The following is a 17480-nucleotide window of genomic DNA, read 5'->3' on the forward strand; positions in this document are numbered from 1 at the left end:
GGCGCGCACTGATCGCTTCGGGCCGAAGGCGGCTGCTAAGATGCCGCCTTTTTCTTGGCCTTCAGGAACCTCGACATGCCTGCGTGCAACCCTCGCCTGCCCTTCAGCCTGCTCAGCCTGGGCCTGGCCTTGCAGTGCCCCAACGCCCTTGGCCAGGGCAGCCTGGAGCTGGCGCCGGTGCAGGTGTCCGATACGTATGCCGCAGGCAGCTACCAGGCAACCCAGGCCGCGGTCGGCGGCTTCCAGCCGGGCCCGACGCTGGATACCCCCGCTTCGATCAGCGTATTCAGCCAACAAATGCTGGAAGACCGCCAGATGCGCCTGCTCAGCGAAGTGCTGCAGGGTGACGCCGCAGTGGGCGAGAGCTATGCGCCGGTGGGCTACTACGAGAACTTCAATGTGCGAGGCTTTGAGCTCAATGCTGCCAGCAGCTACCGCGTCAACGGCCAGACCGTGGTCGGCGAGCAGAATGTGGCGCTGGAAAACAAGCAGCAGGTAGAGCTATTGAAAGGGTTGTCTGGCTTGCAGAGCGGTGTGTCCGCACCCGGAGGCCTGATCAATTATGTGACCAAGCGGCCCGAAGCGGTGCGCAGCGTCACGCTGGCCGGCACCGACCAGGGTGGGCGCTACCTGGCCACCGACCTTGGCGGCTGGTTCGGCAGCGAGCGGCAGTTCGGCCTGCGTGCCAACCTGGCGCACGAGACCATCGGCTCGTATGTGGAGCACGCCGATGGCAAGCGGGACTTTGCCTCGCTGGCGTTCGACTGGCAGCTCAGCCCTGCTGCCACCTTGCAGCTCGATGCGGAATACCAGCACCGCGAACAACGCTCGGTGCCGGGCTATCAGCTACTGGGTGGCCGCGAAGTGCCCCATGGCATAGACCCCCATGACCGCCTGGCCTATCAGGGCTGGGCCAAACCGGTACAGAACGACTCCCTGAACCTGGGCGGGCGCTTTGAGTACCGCTTCAGCGACGCATGGGCCGCCACGCTCAGCGGGTCCCGCAGCAAAGCGGTCATCGACGACTACAGTGCCTTTGCCTGGGGGTCGAGCGAAGGTGCGTTCTTCTCCGGCACCGGCGACTACGACATCTACGACTTCCGCAGCCCCGATGACACGCGCCGTATCGATGAAGTGCAGGCCACCCTGGATGGGCACTTCGATGCGCTGGGCGTGGGCCACGAGCTGACCCTCGGCACCAGCGCCCAGCGCCGTACCCAGGACCAGCGGCCCTATTACAACGCGTGGCTGGGTACCGGCAACATCGCCACCGGTGCCCCGGCCCTGGCGCCATCGAGCAACCCGGTGGGCGCCAGCAAGCGGCGCCTGGACAGCCGCCAGTACGGGCTGTTCGTCACCGACCGCATCCATTTCAGTGAGGCCTGGCAAACCGTGCTGGGCGCCCGCGAAGTACGCCTGGACGAACGAACCTGGGACCAGGACGGTGTTGCCGGGCGTCACACCCAGCAGTACCAGTTGCTGCCCAATGCGGCGCTTATCTACAAACCGCAGCCGGACACCACCCTGTACGCCAGCTATGCCAAGGGCCTTTCTGCCGGCGGCACAGCGCCGTGGTTTGCCAGCAATGCTGCCGAGATACTTGCCCCAACCCTGTCGCGCCAGCTGGAGGTGGGCGTGAAGCACGACTGGCAAGGCCTGAGCCTGAGCGCTGCCTTGTTCCAGATACGCCAGGCCTACCAGTACGCAAGGCCCGACGGCGGCGGCAGCTTCACCTACGTGCAGCAAGGCCAGCAGAAGAACACCGGGCTGGAGCTGGGGGCCACTGGCTGGCTTACGTCCAACCTGCAGGTGCAGGCCAGCGCAGCCGCCATTCGCGCGCGGGTGCAGGGCAGCGGCACTGAGGCCTATGAAGGCCACCAGGCGATCAACGTACCCAGGTTCCGGGCGGCCGTGTATGGGGAGTACAGCCTGCCGGTGCCGGGGCTGGCGCTGCTGGGCGGCGGGCGCTACAGCGCCAGTAAGGCGGCAAGCAAAAACGGCGACGTGAAGGTGGGCGGGTATGCCGTATTCGACCTCGGCGGCCGCTACCGCACACAGGTGGGTGGGTATGACACGGTGCTGCGGCTGACGGTGGATAACCTGTTCGACAAGCGTTACTGGCGCGATGTGGGGGATTACCTGGGGGACAATTACCTGTTCCAGGGTGCGCCGCGCACCGCCCGGCTGGCGGCAACGGTTAGCTTTTGATACTAAGGCACTGGGTGAGTGGGGATGGCACCGGCTGCGCCGGTGTTCGCCGGTAAACCGCCTCCTACAGGATTGGGGCGGGTTTCACCGCCCTCCTCCAGCCCTCACAAAACAGCCAATAACAAAAAGCCCCCGGGCTTTTCAGCGCGGGGGCTCTTCGTAGAATGTGGCGGTGAAGAAGGGATTTGAACCCTTGATACGATTTCTCGTATACACACTTTCCAGGCGTGCTCCTTCGACCACTCGGACACTTCACCGTTTTCCCTTCAAGCCTTTCAGCCTGTCGAGGCGCGCTAATTTAGTGGAAGGTCTTTTCTTTGGCAAGCATTTTTTTCAAATTTTTCATGTATTTGCATCAGAAGCCCGGCAAGGGCTGACTGGCCAGTCAGCCTTGCTGCTTTACCTGGCCTTCGGCGCTGGGTAACGTCATCGCCACGCCAATAACAGGACTGCGCCATGAGCGAGCTGATTACCTACCACGCCGAAGACGGCATCGTCACCCTGACCCTGAACAACGGCAAGGTCAACGCCATCTCACCGCAGGTGATCGCCGCCTTCAACGAGGCCCTGGACCGTGCCACCGAGGCACGCGCCGTAGTGATCATCACCGGCCAGCCCGGCATTCTGTCTGGCGGGTACGACCTCAAGGTGATGACCAGCGGCCCCAAAGAAGCCATCAGCCTGGTCACTGCCGGTTCCACCCTCTCCCACCGCCTGCTGTCGCACCCCTTCCCCGTCGTGGTGGCGTGCCCGGGCAATGCCGTGGCCAAAGGCGCCTTCCTGCTGCTGTCGGCCGACTACCGCATCGGCGTCGAAGGCCCGTACAAGGTCTGCCTGAACGAAGTGCAGATCGGCATGACCATGCACCATGCGGGCATCGAACTGGCCCGGGACCGCCTGCGCCGCTCGGCCTTCCACCGTTCGGTGATCAACGCCGAAGTGTTCGACCCACAGGGCGCGGTGGATGCCGGCTTCCTCGACAAGGTGGTGCCGGCCGAACAACTGCACGACGCCGCCCTGGCCGCTGCACGCGAACTCAAGAAGCTGAACATGCTGGCCCACAAGAACACCAAGCTCAAGGTACGCAAAGGGCTGCTGGATGCGCTGGAGAAGGCTATCGAGCTGGACCAGCATCACATGGGCTGACCGCCTCTGTTTGCCCCAGCCAGTGCACAGCCGTACACTGACGGGCGACTGTCTGGTGTGAGTCGTACCATGCTCTACTGTGTTCGCATGTTCCTATTGGGCCTGCACTTTCTGGCCGTGGGTGCCATCGGCCTGGTCATTGGCTTGTGCCGCCCGTTCAACCCCGCCAACAGCCGGGTGTTCGCACGCCTTTACAGCGTGCCAGCCACTTGGCTGATGCGCGTCAAGGTCAAGGCGGAGGTGGGCCCGCTGTGGGACCAGCCGCCTGGCTGCGTCATCGTCGCCAACCACCAATCCAACTTCGACCTTTTTGTACTGGGCCAGGTGGTACCGCAGCGTACCGTTGCCATCGGCAAGAAAAGCCTGGGCTGGATCCCGTTGTTCGGCCAGTTGTTCTGGCTGGGCGGCAACGTGCTGGTCGACCGCAAAAACGCGTACCAGGCGCGCAAGGCCCTGCAAAAGACCACCCGCGTACTGCAGAACGGCACGTCCATCTGGATATTCCCTGAAGGCACGCGCAACCCCGGCGACACGTTGCTGGCCTTCAAGAAAGGCGCGTTCCACATGGCGATTGCGGCAGGCGTGCCGATCGTGCCGGTGTGCGTGAGCCGCTACGCCCGGCGCCTTGACCTCAACAGCTGGCACCCGCGCACGGTCAGCGTGCGCTCACTGCCCCCCATCGCCACCGCGGGCATGACCCAGCAGGACCTCCCCGCACTCATCGAGCAATGCCGTGCGCAGATGCAGCAATGCATCGACCACATGGAAGCCGAACAGGCCTGAGCCCGGTTGCTCTCTGGGCGGGGAAGGACCAAGCTGTAGCCCGTGTTCAACCGGAATAAGCGGGCAACCATGGGGCGAGTCGTGGCATCGGCGGTGTACACCGCCGGCAGAAAGGTCACCAACATCAGCATCGATGAAGGCAGCGAATGGGCCCGCAAGCCGGGCCATTTCGTGTGGATTGGCCTGGAGGAACCCAACGCCGAAGAACTGGCCAACCTGCAACGCCAGTTCAACCTGCACGAACTGGCCATCGAAGATGCCCTGGAAAAGCACAGCCGGCCCAAGCTGGAAACCTTTGGCGATGCACTGTTCATCGTCACCTACTCGCCGGTACGCCACCAGGGGCGGCTGGAATTCATCGAAACCCATATTTTTGCCGGCAACGGCTACATCATCACCTGCCGCAACGGCCATTCGAAATCCTATGCCCTGGTGCGCCAGCGCTGCGAGGCCAGGCCGCTGCTGCTGGAACACGGCGAAGACTTTGTGCTGTATGCGCTGCTGGATTTCGTGACCGAGAACTACCAGCCGGTGAGCGAAGCCATCCACGCCGAGATCGAAACCCTTGAGCAAAGCGTGCTGGGCGGCTCGCTGCAGGAAAACGACATACGCCGCCTGCACAGCCTGCGCCGGGATATCCTGCGCCTGCGCCGCTATGTGGCGCCGATGGTGGAAATAAGCGAGGAACTCCAACGGCTGAGTTTCCCCTTCATCGACAAGAACATGCGCCCGTACTTTCGCGACGTGCAAATTCACGTGACGCGGCAGATGGAAGACTTGTCGAGTATCCGCGACATCGCCAGCCAGACCATCGAGATCGGCATGCTGCTGGAGTCGTCACGCCAGAGCATCGTGCAACGCAAGTTCGCCGCCTGGGCGGCCATTTTGGCCTTCCCTACGGCCATCGCGGGCATCTACGGGATGAACTTCCAGAATATGCCAGAGCTGAACTGGCACTATGGCTACTTCACCGTGCTGGGGGTGATCGGCCTGGGTTGCGTAGGGTTGTACGCCAGCTTCAAGCGCTCCGGCTGGCTTTGAGGTGGTCAGGGCCGCAGCGCGGCCCTGCGCCTTACGCGGCGTCGTGTTTACCGACAGGCTGCTGGATAAACCGCAACATCCACTCACCCACCAGGTCGCCCTGGTGCTCGGTGGCCAGGCTGGCGATTGCGCGTTGATACACTTCATCGCCCAGGTGTTCCTGCCGCGCATTGAGCAACGCCCGTGAATAGTCGTTGACGAACTCTGGGTGGCCCTGGAAGCACAGCACCTGGTCGCCGATGTGGTAAGCCGCATTGGGGCAGAAGTCGCTGGATGCGATCACCGCCGCGCCTTCCGGCAGTTCGGTCACCTGGTCCTGGTGGCTGATGAGCAGGGTGAGTTCTGGCACCTGCGGGATCATCCATGGCTGCTGGGTCGCCAGCGAGTACCGGTGGGTACCCACACCCCAGCCCTGCTCCGCCCGCTCGGCCTTACCACCCAGGGTCAAGGCCAGCAGTTGATGGCCAAAACACACACCTAGCAACTTTTCACCGCGCGCGTACAGCTTCAGCAGGTAAGCCTTGAGAGTTTGGATCCAGGGATCGGAACCGAACGAATCCGCTTTGCTGCCCGTCACAAGGTAGGCGTCGAAGACTTCGTCGTCGGCGGGGTAATCGCCGTTCATCACGTTGTACACGCTAAATTGTGCCGCGATGGGCTGACGCGAAAAGAGCTGCTCGAACATCCTGCCGTAGCCCTGGTACTGGGCGGTCAGCTCCGGTCGCAGAACATCGGTTTCAAGGATGCAGATGCGTAACGACATAGGGTTAGTCCTGAACGACATGGGTGGGGGTCAGGTGTAGAGCGTGACGCGAAAGGCACGTACAAGCAAGTAGGCTGCACTGACGAACGGTCACAATCGCTAGTCGCCGGCAGCAGCGTCGCGCAAGCGTCTAGCCAGAGCATGGCACGGAGCACAGCGCCCTCTACATAGCCAGAAATAATCAGCAGGCATCCACTTAGAACAAAGGGTTCTCAATCATGGATAACGCAGGCCCTACTGTTGGTTGTATATCACGTAACACGAGGCAAGCAGTCACCCCGCAACACGGTGCCACTGTGATCGACCCGAAGCGCGACAAGGAAGCCAACGGGTATTCAGGAATAACAACAAGAAGGGGGTCAGCCATGTTCAGACATTCAAAAGTTCGCCAGGCCGGGCTCATACTCTTCGCCACCACCTTGCTGCTGATCTTGCCGAACCTCACACGTTTGTTCGGTTGAGCGCAGCGCTGGCGCCAACGGGCGACGCACAGGTAACCTGCCGGCCTCACTGGTCGGAGCTTTCCATGCGTTACTGCCTCATGCTGCTTGCACTGGTTGCAGGCCTGCCCGTCTGGGCTGCACAGCTGCACCTCGAATTAGGCACCGGTGAACGCCAATGGAGCAGCGAAGCGCTGCTGGCTCACCCACAGGCGCAGGCCATTGCGGTCGACCACGATGTCTCGTACAAGCGGCCTATGCACTACCGGGCAGTGCCCCTGAGCGCATTGCTGGAGGGCATTGGCCCTGATGATCATCTGCAGGCCGTTGCAAACGATGGCTTCGCGGCAGAAATGCCGGCCGCACCCTTGCTGCAACAGGGCCCGGCCAGGGCGTGGTTGGCAGTGGAAGACCCGGCCCACCCCTGGCCGGCCCTGGGCAAGGGCAAGGGCAGTGCCGGGCCGTTTTACCTGGTCTGGACCCACCCACAGGCAAGTGGCATACGGCCAGAGCAATGGCCATTCCAGATCGCGACGCTGCGCAAGCTTGCGCCCGTGCAAACGCGCTTCCCAGCGCTGCTCCCCGACCCGCAACTGCCTGCGCAAAGCCCCGAAAAGCGGGGGTTTGCCCTGTTTCAACAAAACTGCCTGGTGTGTCATACCCTCAACGGCGCCGGTGATGGGCAAGTGGGGCCAGACCTGAACATCCCGCACAACCCTACGGAATACTTCCAGCCTGCCTACCTGCGCATGCTGATTCGCAACCCGCAAAGCGTGCGGCATTGGCCCCAGGCCAAGATGCCGGGGTTCACAGTTGATGTGCTGAGTGAACATGACCTGGATGAACTGTTGGCCTACCTGGCCCATATGGCTGGGCGCAGGCCGTGAAACCCAGGGCCGCGCGGCGACCCTGAACGCCATGGATCAAGCGGTAAGCCGCTCCTGTTTGACGCCCCACCCTTCCACTTCACCCCCATAGGGTGTCACCAGCTGTTCGAAGGTTTCCTCGAAATCGCCGATGCCGCCGTGGGTGGCGTACATGACCTTGCTCAGCTCCAGGTGCCACCCCCCATCGCCCAGCTCGGTGACTTGGGCATTGAGCGACTCGCCCCGGAACTGCGTGGCTGCACGCCGCGCCGCAGCCTCGTCCGGGAACACGGCATAGAACTCGATGGGGTGAATTTGAGTGAAGTCGAAACCGCCTGCCTTCATCTGACGCAGGACGTTGATGCTGATGTCGTCGTTTTGGCTGCTCATGAATCGTCCTCCTGAGTAACGCGATGGATAGACTTTCCGTGCACTACGCACCTGCCGGTAATGGCCTGGCAGTTCGAGCTGTTGCAAGACGCGAGTTGAAGAGGTGCCTGCCCGCAGAACGGCAGGCACCTTCCAGCAGCGTAGTGCCCTTGCAGACACCACGCAAACCTGTGGTTCAGGGCGCTTCGTGGATACTGGTGATGGTGACGCCGCTGTGCTCCTTGAGCCAGCGTGCCGTGGGGGAAATGGCCCGGTCCTGAAAATCGTTGAGGTCCAGCTCATCCATGACCGGGAACAACTGCGTGCGTATCGCACGTGCGGCGTCTTCCTCGCTGGGGCAATGTTCGGCCTGCAGCACGATCGAAGACGGTGCGCCTTTCTGGTCGGCAAAGATGACTTCCCACTCTTTCATCGAACGAGCCCTCTCAATCAAACGACATCTGGTTTGCGATGCCTGAATTACTGACCTTGGGCCTGGGAGAATGTTCAGAAAGTTGCGGGCTGCCTGAGGGGCAGCCCGCTGCCTGTTAGGGCGCTACTTGGGCGTGCCGTGCACGACCCCTGCGGTGTTGTCCAGCAGGCTCTTGGTGGCGGTCTGAATGAAGGCTTCCAGCTGCTTGAGCATCTGCGGCTGGTCCGGGCTTTCGATCAGCTCGGCCTTGAATTCACGGCCCAGCTGGTAGCGATACAGCCGCGGGTTCATGTCCTTGGACTCGATCAGCACGCGGTCGCCCTGCACCAGGCCGACGATCTGCTCGCTACCAGACGGCTTGATCATGCCCACGCCCTGATCGCCTGCAGGCAGGTTGAGCAGGTCACGGCCCCAGCACTGGTGACGGGTTTCGCCACCCAGGCGGCCCATGATGGTGGGCACGATGTCCACCTGGGTGCCGACGGTGTGGTTGACCGCACCGAACTTCTCCTGGATGCCTGGTGCAATGAGCAGCAGCGGCACGTTGAAGCGGCCCAGGTCCAGCTCGGTGACCTGCTGGTGGTTACCGAAGCCGTGGTCGCCAACGATCACGAACAGGGTGTCCTTGAAGTAAGGCTCCTTGCGGGCCTTCTCGAAGAACTGGCCCAGCGCCCAGTCCGAGTAGCGCATGGCGGTGAGGTGCTCGTCCAGGGTGCCCTGGCCGGTGACTTTCTCCACCGGCAGGTTGGCGGGCAAGGCGTACGGGGTGTGATTGGACAGGGTCTGCAGCAAGGCGTAGATCGGCTTCTTGCCGTCATGCTTGGCCAGCTCCTGGTTGCCACGGTCGAACATGTCCTGGTCGGACACGCCCCAGGTGGGGTCGGAGAACACCGGGTTGACGAAGTCGTTGCGGCCAATGAACGTGGTCATGCCCTGGTTACCGAAGAACCCGGACTGGTTGTCCCAGGCAAAGTCACCGTTGTACACGTAGACGTCGTCGTAATCCCGGGCACTGAGCAGCGCCGGCAGGCCAGACAGCTTGTGGCCCCCTTCCGGGGTTTGCATCAGGTACTCGAAGCCCGGCAGGTTGGGGAAGCACGCCATGGTGGCGAACATGCCCTGGTGGGTATGGGTGCCATTGGAGAAGAATCGGTCGAACAACAGCCCTTCCTTGGCCAGCTTGTCGAAGTACGGGGTGATGTTGTTGGGGCTGCCCAGCGCGCCCACCGAGTGGCCGGCAAAGCTTTCCATCAGGATCACCACCACGTTCTTGATCGGCAGCGTGTTTGCGGCAGGGGGCAGGAAGTCACGGCGCACGGCGGCTTCGTCGGCATCCACCAGGGTGTCGTTGGGCGTCAGCAGTTGCTGGCGCACGGTCTGGGTGGCCACGCCCTGCTCCAGCACCGGCTTCCAGATGTTGGCGCGGTCTTCACCGAAACGGCTCTTGGCCGCATCGATCAGCGTCAGGGTACCGTTCAGGCCCAGCTGGTTGACGAAGTTGGAGTCGGTGGTGAACGCATCCCCCCATCGCATCGGTGGGCCCTGGCGCAAGGTGCCACGGGCGGCGACCACGGCCACCAGCAAGATCACCATGAACACCGCCAGCCGGTTGTACCAAGGGGCGACACGCTGCACGCCATCACCACGGGTAGCGCGGTCGACACCCTTGAACAACAAGCTGAGCAGCCAGGTGCCGAATGCCCAGGCCAGCAGGTAGCGCACCACCGGGAAACCGTACCAGAGCATGCTCATGACGGTCTTGGGGTCTTCCTTGATGTACTGGAACACCAGGCCGTTCAGGCGCTGGTGGAACTCGCGATAGAAGTCCAGCTCCATCAGGCCGAGGAACATCACCACGCTGGATGTAAGGGTGAGCCAGAAGCGGAACACCCCGCGCCGCGCCATGGCCCACGGGCTGAGCAACGCCAGCAGCAGCGGCACGCTGATATACACCACCACCCGCAGGTCGAAGCGCAACCCGTTGAGGAAGCCCTCGGCAACGGTTGCAGCAGGCGTGTCGCCGACCATGTCGCTGTTGTAGACCAGCAGCGCAAGGCGCACGAGGCTGAGCATCAGCATGATGACCAGCGCGCTCAACAGCGTGTAGGCCAGGTGGGATTTGAGGGTGGGCGAGAACGACGCTCGCGCGCCCCATTGCTTCAAGGCGTCCGGGTTGGCCATGAACGGGAAGGTCCTAGAATTGCGGTTTGCGAAGAGCGCGACGGCCGAGAGCCGTCGCAGCATTGTGCGGGAGCGGATTCTGTTTAAATCATTGTGAAAATTTTGTCACGGCCCGATTGGCCATTGGCGGCACTGCGGCCGGGTGCCCGGCCGCCAACGTTCAGATACGCACGTTGCCGCGTGGGCCGGCGATGGCCCATATCACCAGGCCAACCACGGGTAGCAGCGCGATCAGCAGTATCCACAGCACCTTGCTGCCCACCTCGTTGCCGCTCTTGATCACGTTGAGAATGGCCCAGATGTCCAGCGCCAGAATGATCAGGCCTACCAGGCTGTTGAACGTCGATCCCATGCCATGTACTCCAGTTCAGGGGGTTGATGCTGCATAGCATAGCCAGCTATTACGTCGATAGAGCGGAATCCTTGGCGCCAGGCTCGGGTCACTGCTTAGACTGCCTTGTCTTTTGAACCCGAGGTTTGCATGCCCCCTGTACACAGTCACAGCGCCGCCGCTTCCCCGCTGAGCGCCTGGCGGCAACACATCGCCAACAACCCATGGGTAGGCGCCGGCCTTGTTCTCAGCTTGCTGGCGGTGCTCGTGCTGCTGGGCGCCAGCCTGTGGAATGCCGTGCACGGCGACCATTCGCAGCACCTGCACCTGGCGGCGGTAGGTGGCCTGGCAGGGTTCGGTGCCACGGCACTGGGTGCAGTATTGGCGGTGGTGCTGCGTGACGTGAGCACGCGCAGCCAGGATGTGATGCTGGGTTTCGCAGCAGGCATGATGCTGGCGGCCAGTTCGTTCTCGCTGATTCTGCCGGGCCTGGATGCCGCGCGGGATATCACCGGCAGCGGCCCTGCTGCGGCGTTCGTGGTGGTGGTCGGGATGGGCCTGGGGGTTTTGCTGATGCTCGGGCTGGACCGCTTCACCCCCCACGAGCATGAGCGGGTGGGCGTGGCCGGCCCGGAAACCGAGCGGTTCAGCCGGGTGTGGCTGTTCGTGCTGGCGATCACCCTGCACAACCTGCCCGAAGGCATGGCGATAGGTGTCAGCTTCACCAATGGCGACATGAACATCGGCCTGCCGCTGACCACCGCCATCGCCATCCAGGACATCCCTGAAGGGCTGGCGGTTGCACTGGCTTTGCGCGCTACCGGGCTTTCGAACCTGAAGGCCGCCCTGGTGGCGATAGGGTCCGGGCTGATGGAGCCCTTGGGTGCAGTGATCGGCCTGGGCATATCCACGGGATTCGCGGTCGCCTACCCTATCAGCATGGGGCTTGCAGCCGGGGCGATGATTTTTGTGGTCAGCCACGAGGTCATCCCGGAGACCCACCGCAATGGCCACCAGACCTCGGCAACCCTGGGCCTGATGGGCGGCTTTGCAGTGATGATGTTCCTCGATACCGCACTGGGCTGAGCCCCGCGCCTGTGCACGTCGCTTAGACGTGCACGGCAACCTTCAACGCTTCCAGGGCAGGTTCAACCTTGATGCCCAGCGCCGCACCCAGTTCCGTCACCCGCGCCAGGTCATGCTGGCCGACTATCACCATTTGCAGTTCGTCATCGAGCAATTGGCTGAAGTTGAGCAGCACGTAACCCCCTGCTTCCTTGTTCAAGGCACCCATCTGCACCTGGATGCGGTTGAGCGCGGTCAGCGGCTCGGTGCGTGCCAGTTGCTTGGGCTTGAGGGTAAGCGGCACGCTTTGGTCAAACGAGCCGCTGATGTGCTCGAACAGCTCCTGGTAGCTGTCGGCCTGGAAGACCACGGTATCGGGCAAACTGCCGAGCACTACCCACTCGCCCAGGGGCATCGGGAAGCTGTCGTCATAGTTGATGTCGGGGTTGGCGGCAAGAAATGCCGCCGGGTCGGCGTAGGCCTGGGCAGCCTCATCGGCAATGCGCTCGATATCGGCCTCACGCATGCAGCCTGCGCCAATGAGGCTGATGAATTCGAGCAACTGAGTTTTCATGAACGGGGCCTGCGGCGGGTAAAAAGGTGCCAAGGATAGCCGCAAATGCCCCCGTGAGGTTAGCCGGCCAGCGCTTGCAGGCGCGCCGCAGCGTCTACTGCGCCCATGGTGTGGGCCGCAACAAGGGCAGTGGCACCCCGTGCATCCTGGCGCGCCGGGTCTGCGCCTTGGGCCAGCAGGTAGTCGAGGATCTCCAGGCGGTTGAACATGGCCGCCAGCATCAGCGCCGTGCGCCCGTCCTGCGCGGCTGCATCTACCGGTACGCCGTTCTCGAGCAGCAGGCGGATCATCGCCATGTCGCCCTTGAACGCGGCCCCGGCAATGGGCAGCTGGCCGTTATCGTTGGCGATCAGCGCATCGGCACCGTGGGCCAGCAGCACACGCACCGCATCATGGTGGCCGTGGTAGCTGGCCAGCATCAACAGGGTATCGCCCTTCTGGTTGCGCAGGTTCACGGGCAGGCCGCTGGCGAGCAAGCGCTCGAGCATCTCGGCGTCGCCCTGGCGGGCGCGGTCGAACACTTGTTCGGCAAAGGCGGCGGCTTCATCGGCGGTCATTTGAGAGGGCGCGGCTTGGGTCTGCATGGGGGAACCTCCTGGCAATAATCGGTGCCTAAGTGTTTGTCAGGCCCCGGTTGCGGGTCAAAGGTTCAGAATCTATCGCTGCGATAGCCCAACGCGCCCCGCCGTGCAAAATGCACTGTGCAAATTGCACGACCTTGCAGCTTGCACGGAGCTCCTTCTTGAAGTAAGCCGCAAGTCCTTGATTTACAAGAGTTTTGGCAGTACCCAAAAGCTGGCACGGTCACTGCAATCTACAACTCCACGATTGCCCTACACCTGTCAGGAGTTGCCATGAACCTTATCCAGGAAAAATTCGTTTCGGTCTTTTCGGCTTACCAGGTTGCTACCCAGCCTCGTCCGGACGGCGGTGTTCTCCTGACCCTGCGCGCCGCTGACGGCAAGGTAACCCGCCGTGTGCTCACCTACGGGCAACTGCACAGCGCCGAGCAGCTGTCCTGGGCCATCAGCGCCATCCGCCGCGACCTGGCCGAGCAAGCCAGTGAGCTGCCGGTGATCAGCATGCTGCAAAGCCAACAACGCTTCGCCCTGCCGACCTACCGCTGAGTGGTCGCCTGCCTGAGCTGGCCTGTTGGCGGGTGACTCCCGATGGATTCACCCTCGAACAGACCAGCAAGGCCCATCAAAGTTCGTCGATTCCCAAAAACGCCCATGCGGCGTCATCGCCCGTATATAACGGATTTGCACTCTGCTCGCTCGCATAGAGCCTGAACGCAAGGCAAAACGGGGTTTCGCCCAACCCCACCCAGCGCCGCGTGTTCGCCGGTATGGTCAACTGATCGCCTTTCTCGCACACCACTGAATACACCCACCCGCCCAAGCGCAAGCCCAGTTGCGCACGGCCGCTGATCACCGCAAACACTTCTTGGCCGTTATGGGTGTGCTCTTCCCGCAGCGCTGAGGTGTCCCCCTGCTCGCCGTCGCGGTTCACCAGCCGATAGACGGAGCTGGCGTGGGTAGCCATGAGTTGGTCAAGGTGATCACCACATGCGCCCAGCACATCTGCCTCGGCTGTGCCTGGGCGTATCCGAAGACCATGCTCAGCGTGGATCAAAGACACCCCGTGCTCGGCCAGCGCCGCCTCGATGTCTTCCCGGTGGGTCAGCACCTTGTTGGGCAATGCCGGGCTGGAAGGGTCAAATACGCAGAGAATGCTCATCAGCGGTCAGGTCCTGGTCGGTTGCGAACGGGTCGCCATGATAACGGCTGCAGCCAGCGCCGAGGCGCTGGCCAAACCAAAGGTGAAGCCTGGCCCCAGCCATGTCCAGCTGTAGCCCGCGTACAGCGCGCCAAGCGCCCCGCCGGTGCCTGAAAGCGCGGCGTAAAGGGCCTGGCCCTGACCTTGCTGGCGCGGCCCGAAACTGGCCTGCACGAATGCGATGCTGGCGGCGTGAAAGCAGCCGAAGGTGGCAGCATGCAGCAACTGTGCGAACACCAGTACCCCAGGCTCCGCCGCCAGGTTACCCAACAGCAACCACCGCACGACCGCCAGCACGAAGCTGGCCAGGAGCACCCGCTGGATACTGAACCGCGCGAACAGGCGGCTCATGGCCATGAACATCAGCACCTCAGCCACCACGCCCAACGCCCACAGCAGCCCGATGGCGCCGCGGCTGTAGCCCAGGTGTTCCAGGTGCAAGGTCAGGAAGGTGTAGTAAGGCCCGTGGCTCAGTTGCATCAGTGCCACGCACACATAGAACGCCACCACACCGGGCGCGCGCAGCTGGTGCAGAAAACCGCCCGCTTGGCGGCGCTCGCCCTGCTCGACCGGCTGGGCATTGGGTACCCACAGGCTGGCGGCGACGATGCCGGCCATGATGGCCACCAGGGCGACCGGGTAGATGTCCAGGCTCAACCACTCGAACAGGCGGCCTAGGCCAACGACGGTCAGGATGAAGCCAATCGACCCCCAGAGGCGTACCTGGCTGTAGCGTGCGGTTTGGCCATGCAGGTGTGCCAGTGTGATGACTTCGAACTGGGGCAGCACTGCATGCCAGAAGAACGCGTGCAACGCCATGACCAGTGCCAGCCAGGCGTAGCTTTTGCCCAGAAAAATCAGGGAAAAGGTCGCCAGCGTGCACAATGCCCCCAGGCGCACGATAAGCAGCCGCTGGCCCGTGCGGTCCCCCAGCCAGCCCCACAGGTTGGGGGCGATGCAGCGCATCAGCATGGGGATGGCCACCAGCTCGCCAATACGTGCCGGCGTGAAGCCCAGGTGGTCAAAGTACAGTGCCAGAAACGGCGCCGTGGAGCCCAGCAGGGCGAAATAGAACAGGTAGAAGCTGGACAACCGCCAGTAAGGGATCGCGGGCATGGGATGGCCTTTGTGGCCTGCTGCGGGTGCTCCGCTAGGCGAAACACCCGGCACGGGCGGGTAAACGCTAGCGCAGTACGGGCGTGGCGACCTTGACGTCGGCGTTCTGTGCGCGGTGGCGCAGCAGGTGGTCCATCAGGGCAATGGCCATCATCGCCTCGGCGATCGGCGTGGCGCGGATGCCCACACACGGGTCATGCCGGCCCTTGGTGATGACCTCCACGGGGTTACCGTGCACATCGATGGAGCGGCCTGGCACGGTGATGCTGGACGTTGGCTTCAAGGCCAGATGAGCGACGATTGGCTGGCCGGAAGAGATGCCGCCCAGGATGCCACCGGCGTTGTTGCTGAGGAAACCTTGCGGGGTCATCTCGTCACGGTGCTCGGTACCGCGCTGTGCCACGCTGGCAAAGCCCGCGCCGATTTCCACGCCCTTGACCGCATTGATGCTCATCAGGGCATGTGCAAGCTCGGCGTCCAGGCGGTCGAAGATCGGCTCGCCCAGGCCAGGCATCACGCCTTCGGCGACCACGGTGATTTTGGCCCCGACCGAGTCCTGGTCACGGCGCAGCTGGTCCATGTAGGCCTCAAGCTCCGGCACCTTGCTGGGGTCTGGGCTGAAGAAAGCATTCTGTTCTACCGACTCCCAGGTCTTGAACGGGATCTCGATCGGGCCCAGCTGGCTCATGTAGCCACGCACCGTGATGCCCTGGGTAGCCAGGTACTTTTTGGCGATGGCACCGGCAGCCACGCGCATGGCGGTTTCACGGGCCGAACTGCGGCCACCACCGCGGTAGTCACGCTCACCGTACTTGTGGTGGTAGGTGTAGTCGGCGTGAGCGGGGCGGAACAAGTCCTTGATTGTGGAGTAGTCCTTGGACTTCTGATCGGTGTTGCGGATCAGCAGGCCGATCGAGCAGCCCGTGGTACGGCCTTCGAACACACCGGACAGGATTTCCACCTCGTCGGCTTCCTGGCGCTGGGTGGTGTGCCGGCTGGTGCCGGGTTTGCGCCGGTCGAGGTCGTGCTGCAGGTCGGCGAGGGAGATTTCCAGGCCTGGCGGGCACCCATCGACAATGGCGACCAACGCCGGGCCATGGCTCTCGCCTGCGGTGGTGACAGTGAACAGCTTGCCATAGGTATTGCCGGACATGGACGCTCCGCGAGATCTGCCTGAGATGAACGAAAGGCGGCAGTATACAGGATGGGGCCGGGAGGTGGCGCGGCGTACGAACCAGGCGGTCGCGCGCGCCTGTTACAGGCGTGACTGGCCCGAAACAAATGTAGGAGCGAGCGCAGCTCGCTACTACATTTAGAGCGCGATGGCGGGGCGGGCCCGCGCAGAACCTTCCACTGCGCGTAAGGTCAAAGTGCTATCCCCCTACCCAAGTAGCCCCGCACCATGCCGCGCCTTGTCGCCCTGTTGTTCCTGCTGTTCACTGGCCTGGCCCAGGCCGCCACCCCTACCGTCCTGCAGCGCCCCATCGACCTGGATACCGGCCAAGGCATATTGCACGGCAGCCTGCTGCTGCCCCAGCAGGCTACACCACCGCCGGTGGTGCTGATCATCGCAGGCTCCGGGCCCACCGACCGTAACGGCAACAACCCCGCTTCCGGCCGGGTCGATAACCTCAAGCGCCTTGCCCTGCTGCTGGCCAACCAGCACATCGCCAGCGTGCGCTACGACAAACGCGGCGTGGCCGCCAGCCAACCCGCCACCCCAGACGAGCGCGACCTCAGCGTGGAGCGCTACGTGGCCGATGTCGTGGCCTGGAGCCACAAGCTCAAAGCCGACCCACGCTTCGGCCAGCTGATCCTCATCGGCCACAGCGAAGGCGCACTCATCGCCAGCCTTGCCGCCGAACAGGCCGGTGCCAGCGCGGTGATCAGCCTGGCCGGCAGCGGACGGCCCATGGCTGACGTACTGCGCGAGCAATTGGCCGAACGCCTGCCCCCTGCTCAACTCGCCCGCGGCAGCGAACTGCTTGACCGCCTGCAGGCCGGCCAGACCAGCCTGGACGTGCCGGCGCCCTTGCGCCAAGTGTTCCGCCCCAGCGTGCAGCCCTACCTGATCACGTTGTTCCGCCAAAACCCGGCCCAGGCCTTCGCCCGCCTCACCGTGCCGGCGCTGATCGTGCAGGGACGCAACGATGTGCAGGTGGATGTGGCAGACGCCGAACGCCTGAAGGCGGCCAAGCCCGATGCCCAGCTGGTACTGATTGACGGCATGAACCACATGCTGCGTATCAGCCCCAAAAGCATGAGCCAGCAACGCGACAGCTACCTGAACCCCGAGCTGCCACTGGCCCGGGAGCTGGGCGAGCAGATCGTCACGTTCATCCAGCACCTGCCGCCTGCGTAATGCCCGGCCTCAGGTCTGCGCCC

18 protein-coding genes and 1 tRNA gene are annotated in these 17480 nt (G+C 63.2%); 8 read left to right on the forward strand and 11 right to left on the reverse strand.

Translation table 11 applies throughout. From position 1 onward, the window contains the following. Positions 1-75 precede the first annotated feature (75 nt). Positions 76-2208: a TonB-dependent siderophore receptor gene (locus APH25_RS08165; RefSeq protein ID WP_060481566.1), complete on the forward strand. Its 2133-nt coding sequence runs from the start codon at positions 76-78 to the stop codon at positions 2206-2208. Positions 2209-2375: 167 nt separating this feature from the next. Here the strand turns inward: APH25_RS08165 and APH25_RS08170 are convergent. Further along, positions 2376-2465: transfer RNA gene (locus APH25_RS08170), tRNA-Ser, on the reverse strand. A 199-nt stretch (positions 2466-2664) separates the two neighbouring features. Here APH25_RS08170 and APH25_RS08175 point away from each other — a divergent pair. From APH25_RS08175 to APH25_RS08185, 3 genes are all read left to right on the forward strand, one after another. Further along, complete coding sequence (locus APH25_RS08175) at positions 2665-3354, forward strand: crotonase/enoyl-CoA hydratase family protein (protein WP_028634764.1); 690 nt, start codon at positions 2665-2667, stop codon at positions 3352-3354. A 69-nt stretch (positions 3355-3423) separates the two neighbouring features. Next, positions 3424-4137, forward strand: coding sequence for a 1-acyl-sn-glycerol-3-phosphate acyltransferase (locus APH25_RS08180; RefSeq protein WP_060481567.1), 714 nt, complete (start codon positions 3424-3426; stop codon positions 4135-4137). 69 nt (positions 4138-4206) lie between these two features. Further along, positions 4207-5178: a magnesium and cobalt transport protein CorA gene (locus APH25_RS08185; RefSeq protein WP_028634762.1), complete on the forward strand. Its 972-nt coding sequence runs from the start codon at positions 4207-4209 to the stop codon at positions 5176-5178. 31 nt (positions 5179-5209) lie between these two features. On the opposite strand, the gene APH25_RS08190 is transcribed toward APH25_RS08185, so the two are convergent. After that, the gene (locus APH25_RS08190) at positions 5210-5941 is read right to left on the reverse strand and encodes an amidotransferase (RefSeq protein WP_060481568.1); all 732 of its coding nucleotides are present in this window, start codon (positions 5939-5941) and stop codon (positions 5210-5212) included. Positions 5942-6467: 526 nt separating this feature from the next. On the opposite strand from APH25_RS08190, the gene APH25_RS08195 reads away from it, so the two are divergent. Continuing rightward, positions 6468-7268 (forward strand): cytochrome c, encoded by an 801-nt coding sequence (locus tag APH25_RS08195; RefSeq protein WP_060481569.1) that lies wholly within the window; start codon positions 6468-6470, stop codon positions 7266-7268. A gap of 36 nt (positions 7269-7304) precedes the next feature. On the opposite strand, the gene APH25_RS08200 is transcribed toward APH25_RS08195, so the two are convergent. From APH25_RS08200 to APH25_RS08215, 4 genes are all read right to left on the reverse strand, one after another. After that, the gene (locus APH25_RS08200; protein WP_060481570.1) at positions 7305-7637 is read right to left on the reverse strand and encodes a ribonuclease E inhibitor RraB; all 333 of its coding nucleotides are present in this window, start codon (positions 7635-7637) and stop codon (positions 7305-7307) included. A gap of 175 nt (positions 7638-7812) precedes the next feature. After that, entirely contained in the window at positions 7813-8049 is a 237-nt protein-coding gene (locus APH25_RS08205; RefSeq protein ID WP_028634758.1) for a hypothetical protein, read from the reverse strand. A gap of 123 nt (positions 8050-8172) precedes the next feature. Then, positions 8173-10230: an LTA synthase family protein gene (locus APH25_RS08210; protein ID WP_060481571.1), complete on the reverse strand. Its 2058-nt coding sequence runs from the start codon at positions 10228-10230 to the stop codon at positions 8173-8175. Between the two features lie 160 nt (positions 10231-10390). After that, positions 10391-10582 (reverse strand): PLDc N-terminal domain-containing protein, encoded by a 192-nt coding sequence (locus APH25_RS08215; protein ID WP_028634756.1) that lies wholly within the window; start codon positions 10580-10582, stop codon positions 10391-10393. A 129-nt stretch (positions 10583-10711) separates the two neighbouring features. Between APH25_RS08215 and APH25_RS08220 the strand changes: the two genes are divergently transcribed. Beyond that, positions 10712-11647 (forward strand): ZIP family metal transporter, encoded by a 936-nt coding sequence (locus tag APH25_RS08220; protein WP_060481572.1) that lies wholly within the window; start codon positions 10712-10714, stop codon positions 11645-11647. A gap of 22 nt (positions 11648-11669) precedes the next feature. On the opposite strand, the gene APH25_RS08225 is transcribed toward APH25_RS08220, so the two are convergent. Both APH25_RS08225 and APH25_RS08230 read right to left on the reverse strand, forming a co-directional pair. Further along, positions 11670-12200: a hypothetical protein gene (locus tag APH25_RS08225; protein ID WP_060481573.1), complete on the reverse strand. Its 531-nt coding sequence runs from the start codon at positions 12198-12200 to the stop codon at positions 11670-11672. A gap of 59 nt (positions 12201-12259) precedes the next feature. Then, positions 12260-12784 (reverse strand): ankyrin repeat domain-containing protein, encoded by a 525-nt coding sequence (locus APH25_RS08230; RefSeq protein ID WP_028634753.1) that lies wholly within the window; start codon positions 12782-12784, stop codon positions 12260-12262. A gap of 270 nt (positions 12785-13054) precedes the next feature. On the opposite strand from APH25_RS08230, the gene APH25_RS08235 reads away from it, so the two are divergent. Further along, positions 13055-13327: a DUF3509 domain-containing protein gene (locus APH25_RS08235; protein WP_028634752.1), complete on the forward strand. Its 273-nt coding sequence runs from the start codon at positions 13055-13057 to the stop codon at positions 13325-13327. 76 nt (positions 13328-13403) lie between these two features. On the opposite strand, the gene APH25_RS08240 is transcribed toward APH25_RS08235, so the two are convergent. The 3 genes from APH25_RS08240 to aroC form a co-directional block, all read right to left on the reverse strand. Then, the gene (locus APH25_RS08240; protein ID WP_060481574.1) at positions 13404-13940 is read right to left on the reverse strand and encodes an oxidase; all 537 of its coding nucleotides are present in this window, start codon (positions 13938-13940) and stop codon (positions 13404-13406) included. A 6-nt stretch (positions 13941-13946) separates the two neighbouring features. Then, the gene (locus APH25_RS08245; RefSeq protein ID WP_060481575.1) at positions 13947-15095 is read right to left on the reverse strand and encodes an MFS transporter; all 1149 of its coding nucleotides are present in this window, start codon (positions 15093-15095) and stop codon (positions 13947-13949) included. A gap of 67 nt (positions 15096-15162) precedes the next feature. Then, positions 15163-16248, reverse strand: coding sequence for a chorismate synthase (gene aroC / locus APH25_RS08250; RefSeq protein WP_060481576.1), 1086 nt, complete (start codon positions 16246-16248; stop codon positions 15163-15165). A 249-nt stretch (positions 16249-16497) separates the two neighbouring features. On the opposite strand from aroC, the gene APH25_RS08255 reads away from it, so the two are divergent. Next, complete coding sequence (locus APH25_RS08255) at positions 16498-17457, forward strand: alpha/beta hydrolase (protein WP_060481577.1); 960 nt, start codon at positions 16498-16500, stop codon at positions 17455-17457. Positions 17458-17480 lie beyond the last annotated feature (23 nt).

It is taken from the genome of Pseudomonas sp. NBRC 111119 (assembly GCF_001320125.1).
Classification (GTDB): Bacteria; Pseudomonadota; Gammaproteobacteria; order Pseudomonadales; family Pseudomonadaceae; genus Aquipseudomonas; species Aquipseudomonas parafulva.

Excerpts from the sequence above, each read along its gene's own strand:
- APH25_RS08190 (WP_060481568.1), bottom strand. The coding sequence starts at position 5,941 with ATGTCGTTACGCATCTGCATCCTTGAAACCGATGTTCTGCGACCGGAG.
- APH25_RS08245 (WP_060481575.1), bottom strand. The coding sequence starts at position 15,095 with ATGCCCGCGATCCCTTACTGGCGGTTGTCCAGCTTCTACCTGTTCTAT.
- APH25_RS08180 (WP_060481567.1), top strand. The coding sequence starts at position 3,424 with ATGCTCTACTGTGTTCGCATGTTCCTATTGGGCCTGCACTTTCTGGCC.
- APH25_RS08225 (WP_060481573.1), bottom strand. The coding sequence starts at position 12,200 with ATGAAAACTCAGTTGCTCGAATTCATCAGCCTCATTGGCGCAGGCTGC.
- APH25_RS08215 (WP_028634756.1), bottom strand. The coding sequence starts at position 10,582 with ATGGGATCGACGTTCAACAGCCTGGTAGGCCTGATCATTCTGGCGCTG.
- APH25_RS08220 (WP_060481572.1), top strand. The coding sequence starts at position 10,712 with ATGCCCCCTGTACACAGTCACAGCGCCGCCGCTTCCCCGCTGAGCGCC.
- APH25_RS08200 (WP_060481570.1), bottom strand. The coding sequence starts at position 7,637 with ATGAGCAGCCAAAACGACGACATCAGCATCAACGTCCTGCGTCAGATG.
- aroC (WP_060481576.1), bottom strand. The coding sequence starts at position 16,248 with ATGTCCGGCAATACCTATGGCAAGCTGTTCACTGTCACCACCGCAGGC.
- APH25_RS08175 (WP_028634764.1), top strand. The coding sequence starts at position 2,665 with ATGAGCGAGCTGATTACCTACCACGCCGAAGACGGCATCGTCACCCTG.
- APH25_RS08230 (WP_028634753.1), bottom strand. The coding sequence starts at position 12,784 with ATGCAGACCCAAGCCGCGCCCTCTCAAATGACCGCCGATGAAGCCGCC.
- APH25_RS08185 (WP_028634762.1), top strand. The coding sequence starts at position 4,207 with ATGGGGCGAGTCGTGGCATCGGCGGTGTACACCGCCGGCAGAAAGGTC.
- APH25_RS08165 (WP_060481566.1), top strand. The coding sequence starts at position 76 with ATGCCTGCGTGCAACCCTCGCCTGCCCTTCAGCCTGCTCAGCCTGGGC.
- APH25_RS08205 (WP_028634758.1), bottom strand. The coding sequence starts at position 8,049 with ATGAAAGAGTGGGAAGTCATCTTTGCCGACCAGAAAGGCGCACCGTCT.
- APH25_RS08255 (WP_060481577.1), top strand. The coding sequence starts at position 16,498 with ATGCCGCGCCTTGTCGCCCTGTTGTTCCTGCTGTTCACTGGCCTGGCC.
- APH25_RS08235 (WP_028634752.1), top strand. The coding sequence starts at position 13,055 with ATGAACCTTATCCAGGAAAAATTCGTTTCGGTCTTTTCGGCTTACCAG.
- APH25_RS08240 (WP_060481574.1), bottom strand. The coding sequence starts at position 13,940 with ATGAGCATTCTCTGCGTATTTGACCCTTCCAGCCCGGCATTGCCCAAC.
- APH25_RS08195 (WP_060481569.1), top strand. The coding sequence starts at position 6,468 with ATGCGTTACTGCCTCATGCTGCTTGCACTGGTTGCAGGCCTGCCCGTC.
- APH25_RS08210 (WP_060481571.1), bottom strand. The coding sequence starts at position 10,230 with ATGGCCAACCCGGACGCCTTGAAGCAATGGGGCGCGCGAGCGTCGTTC.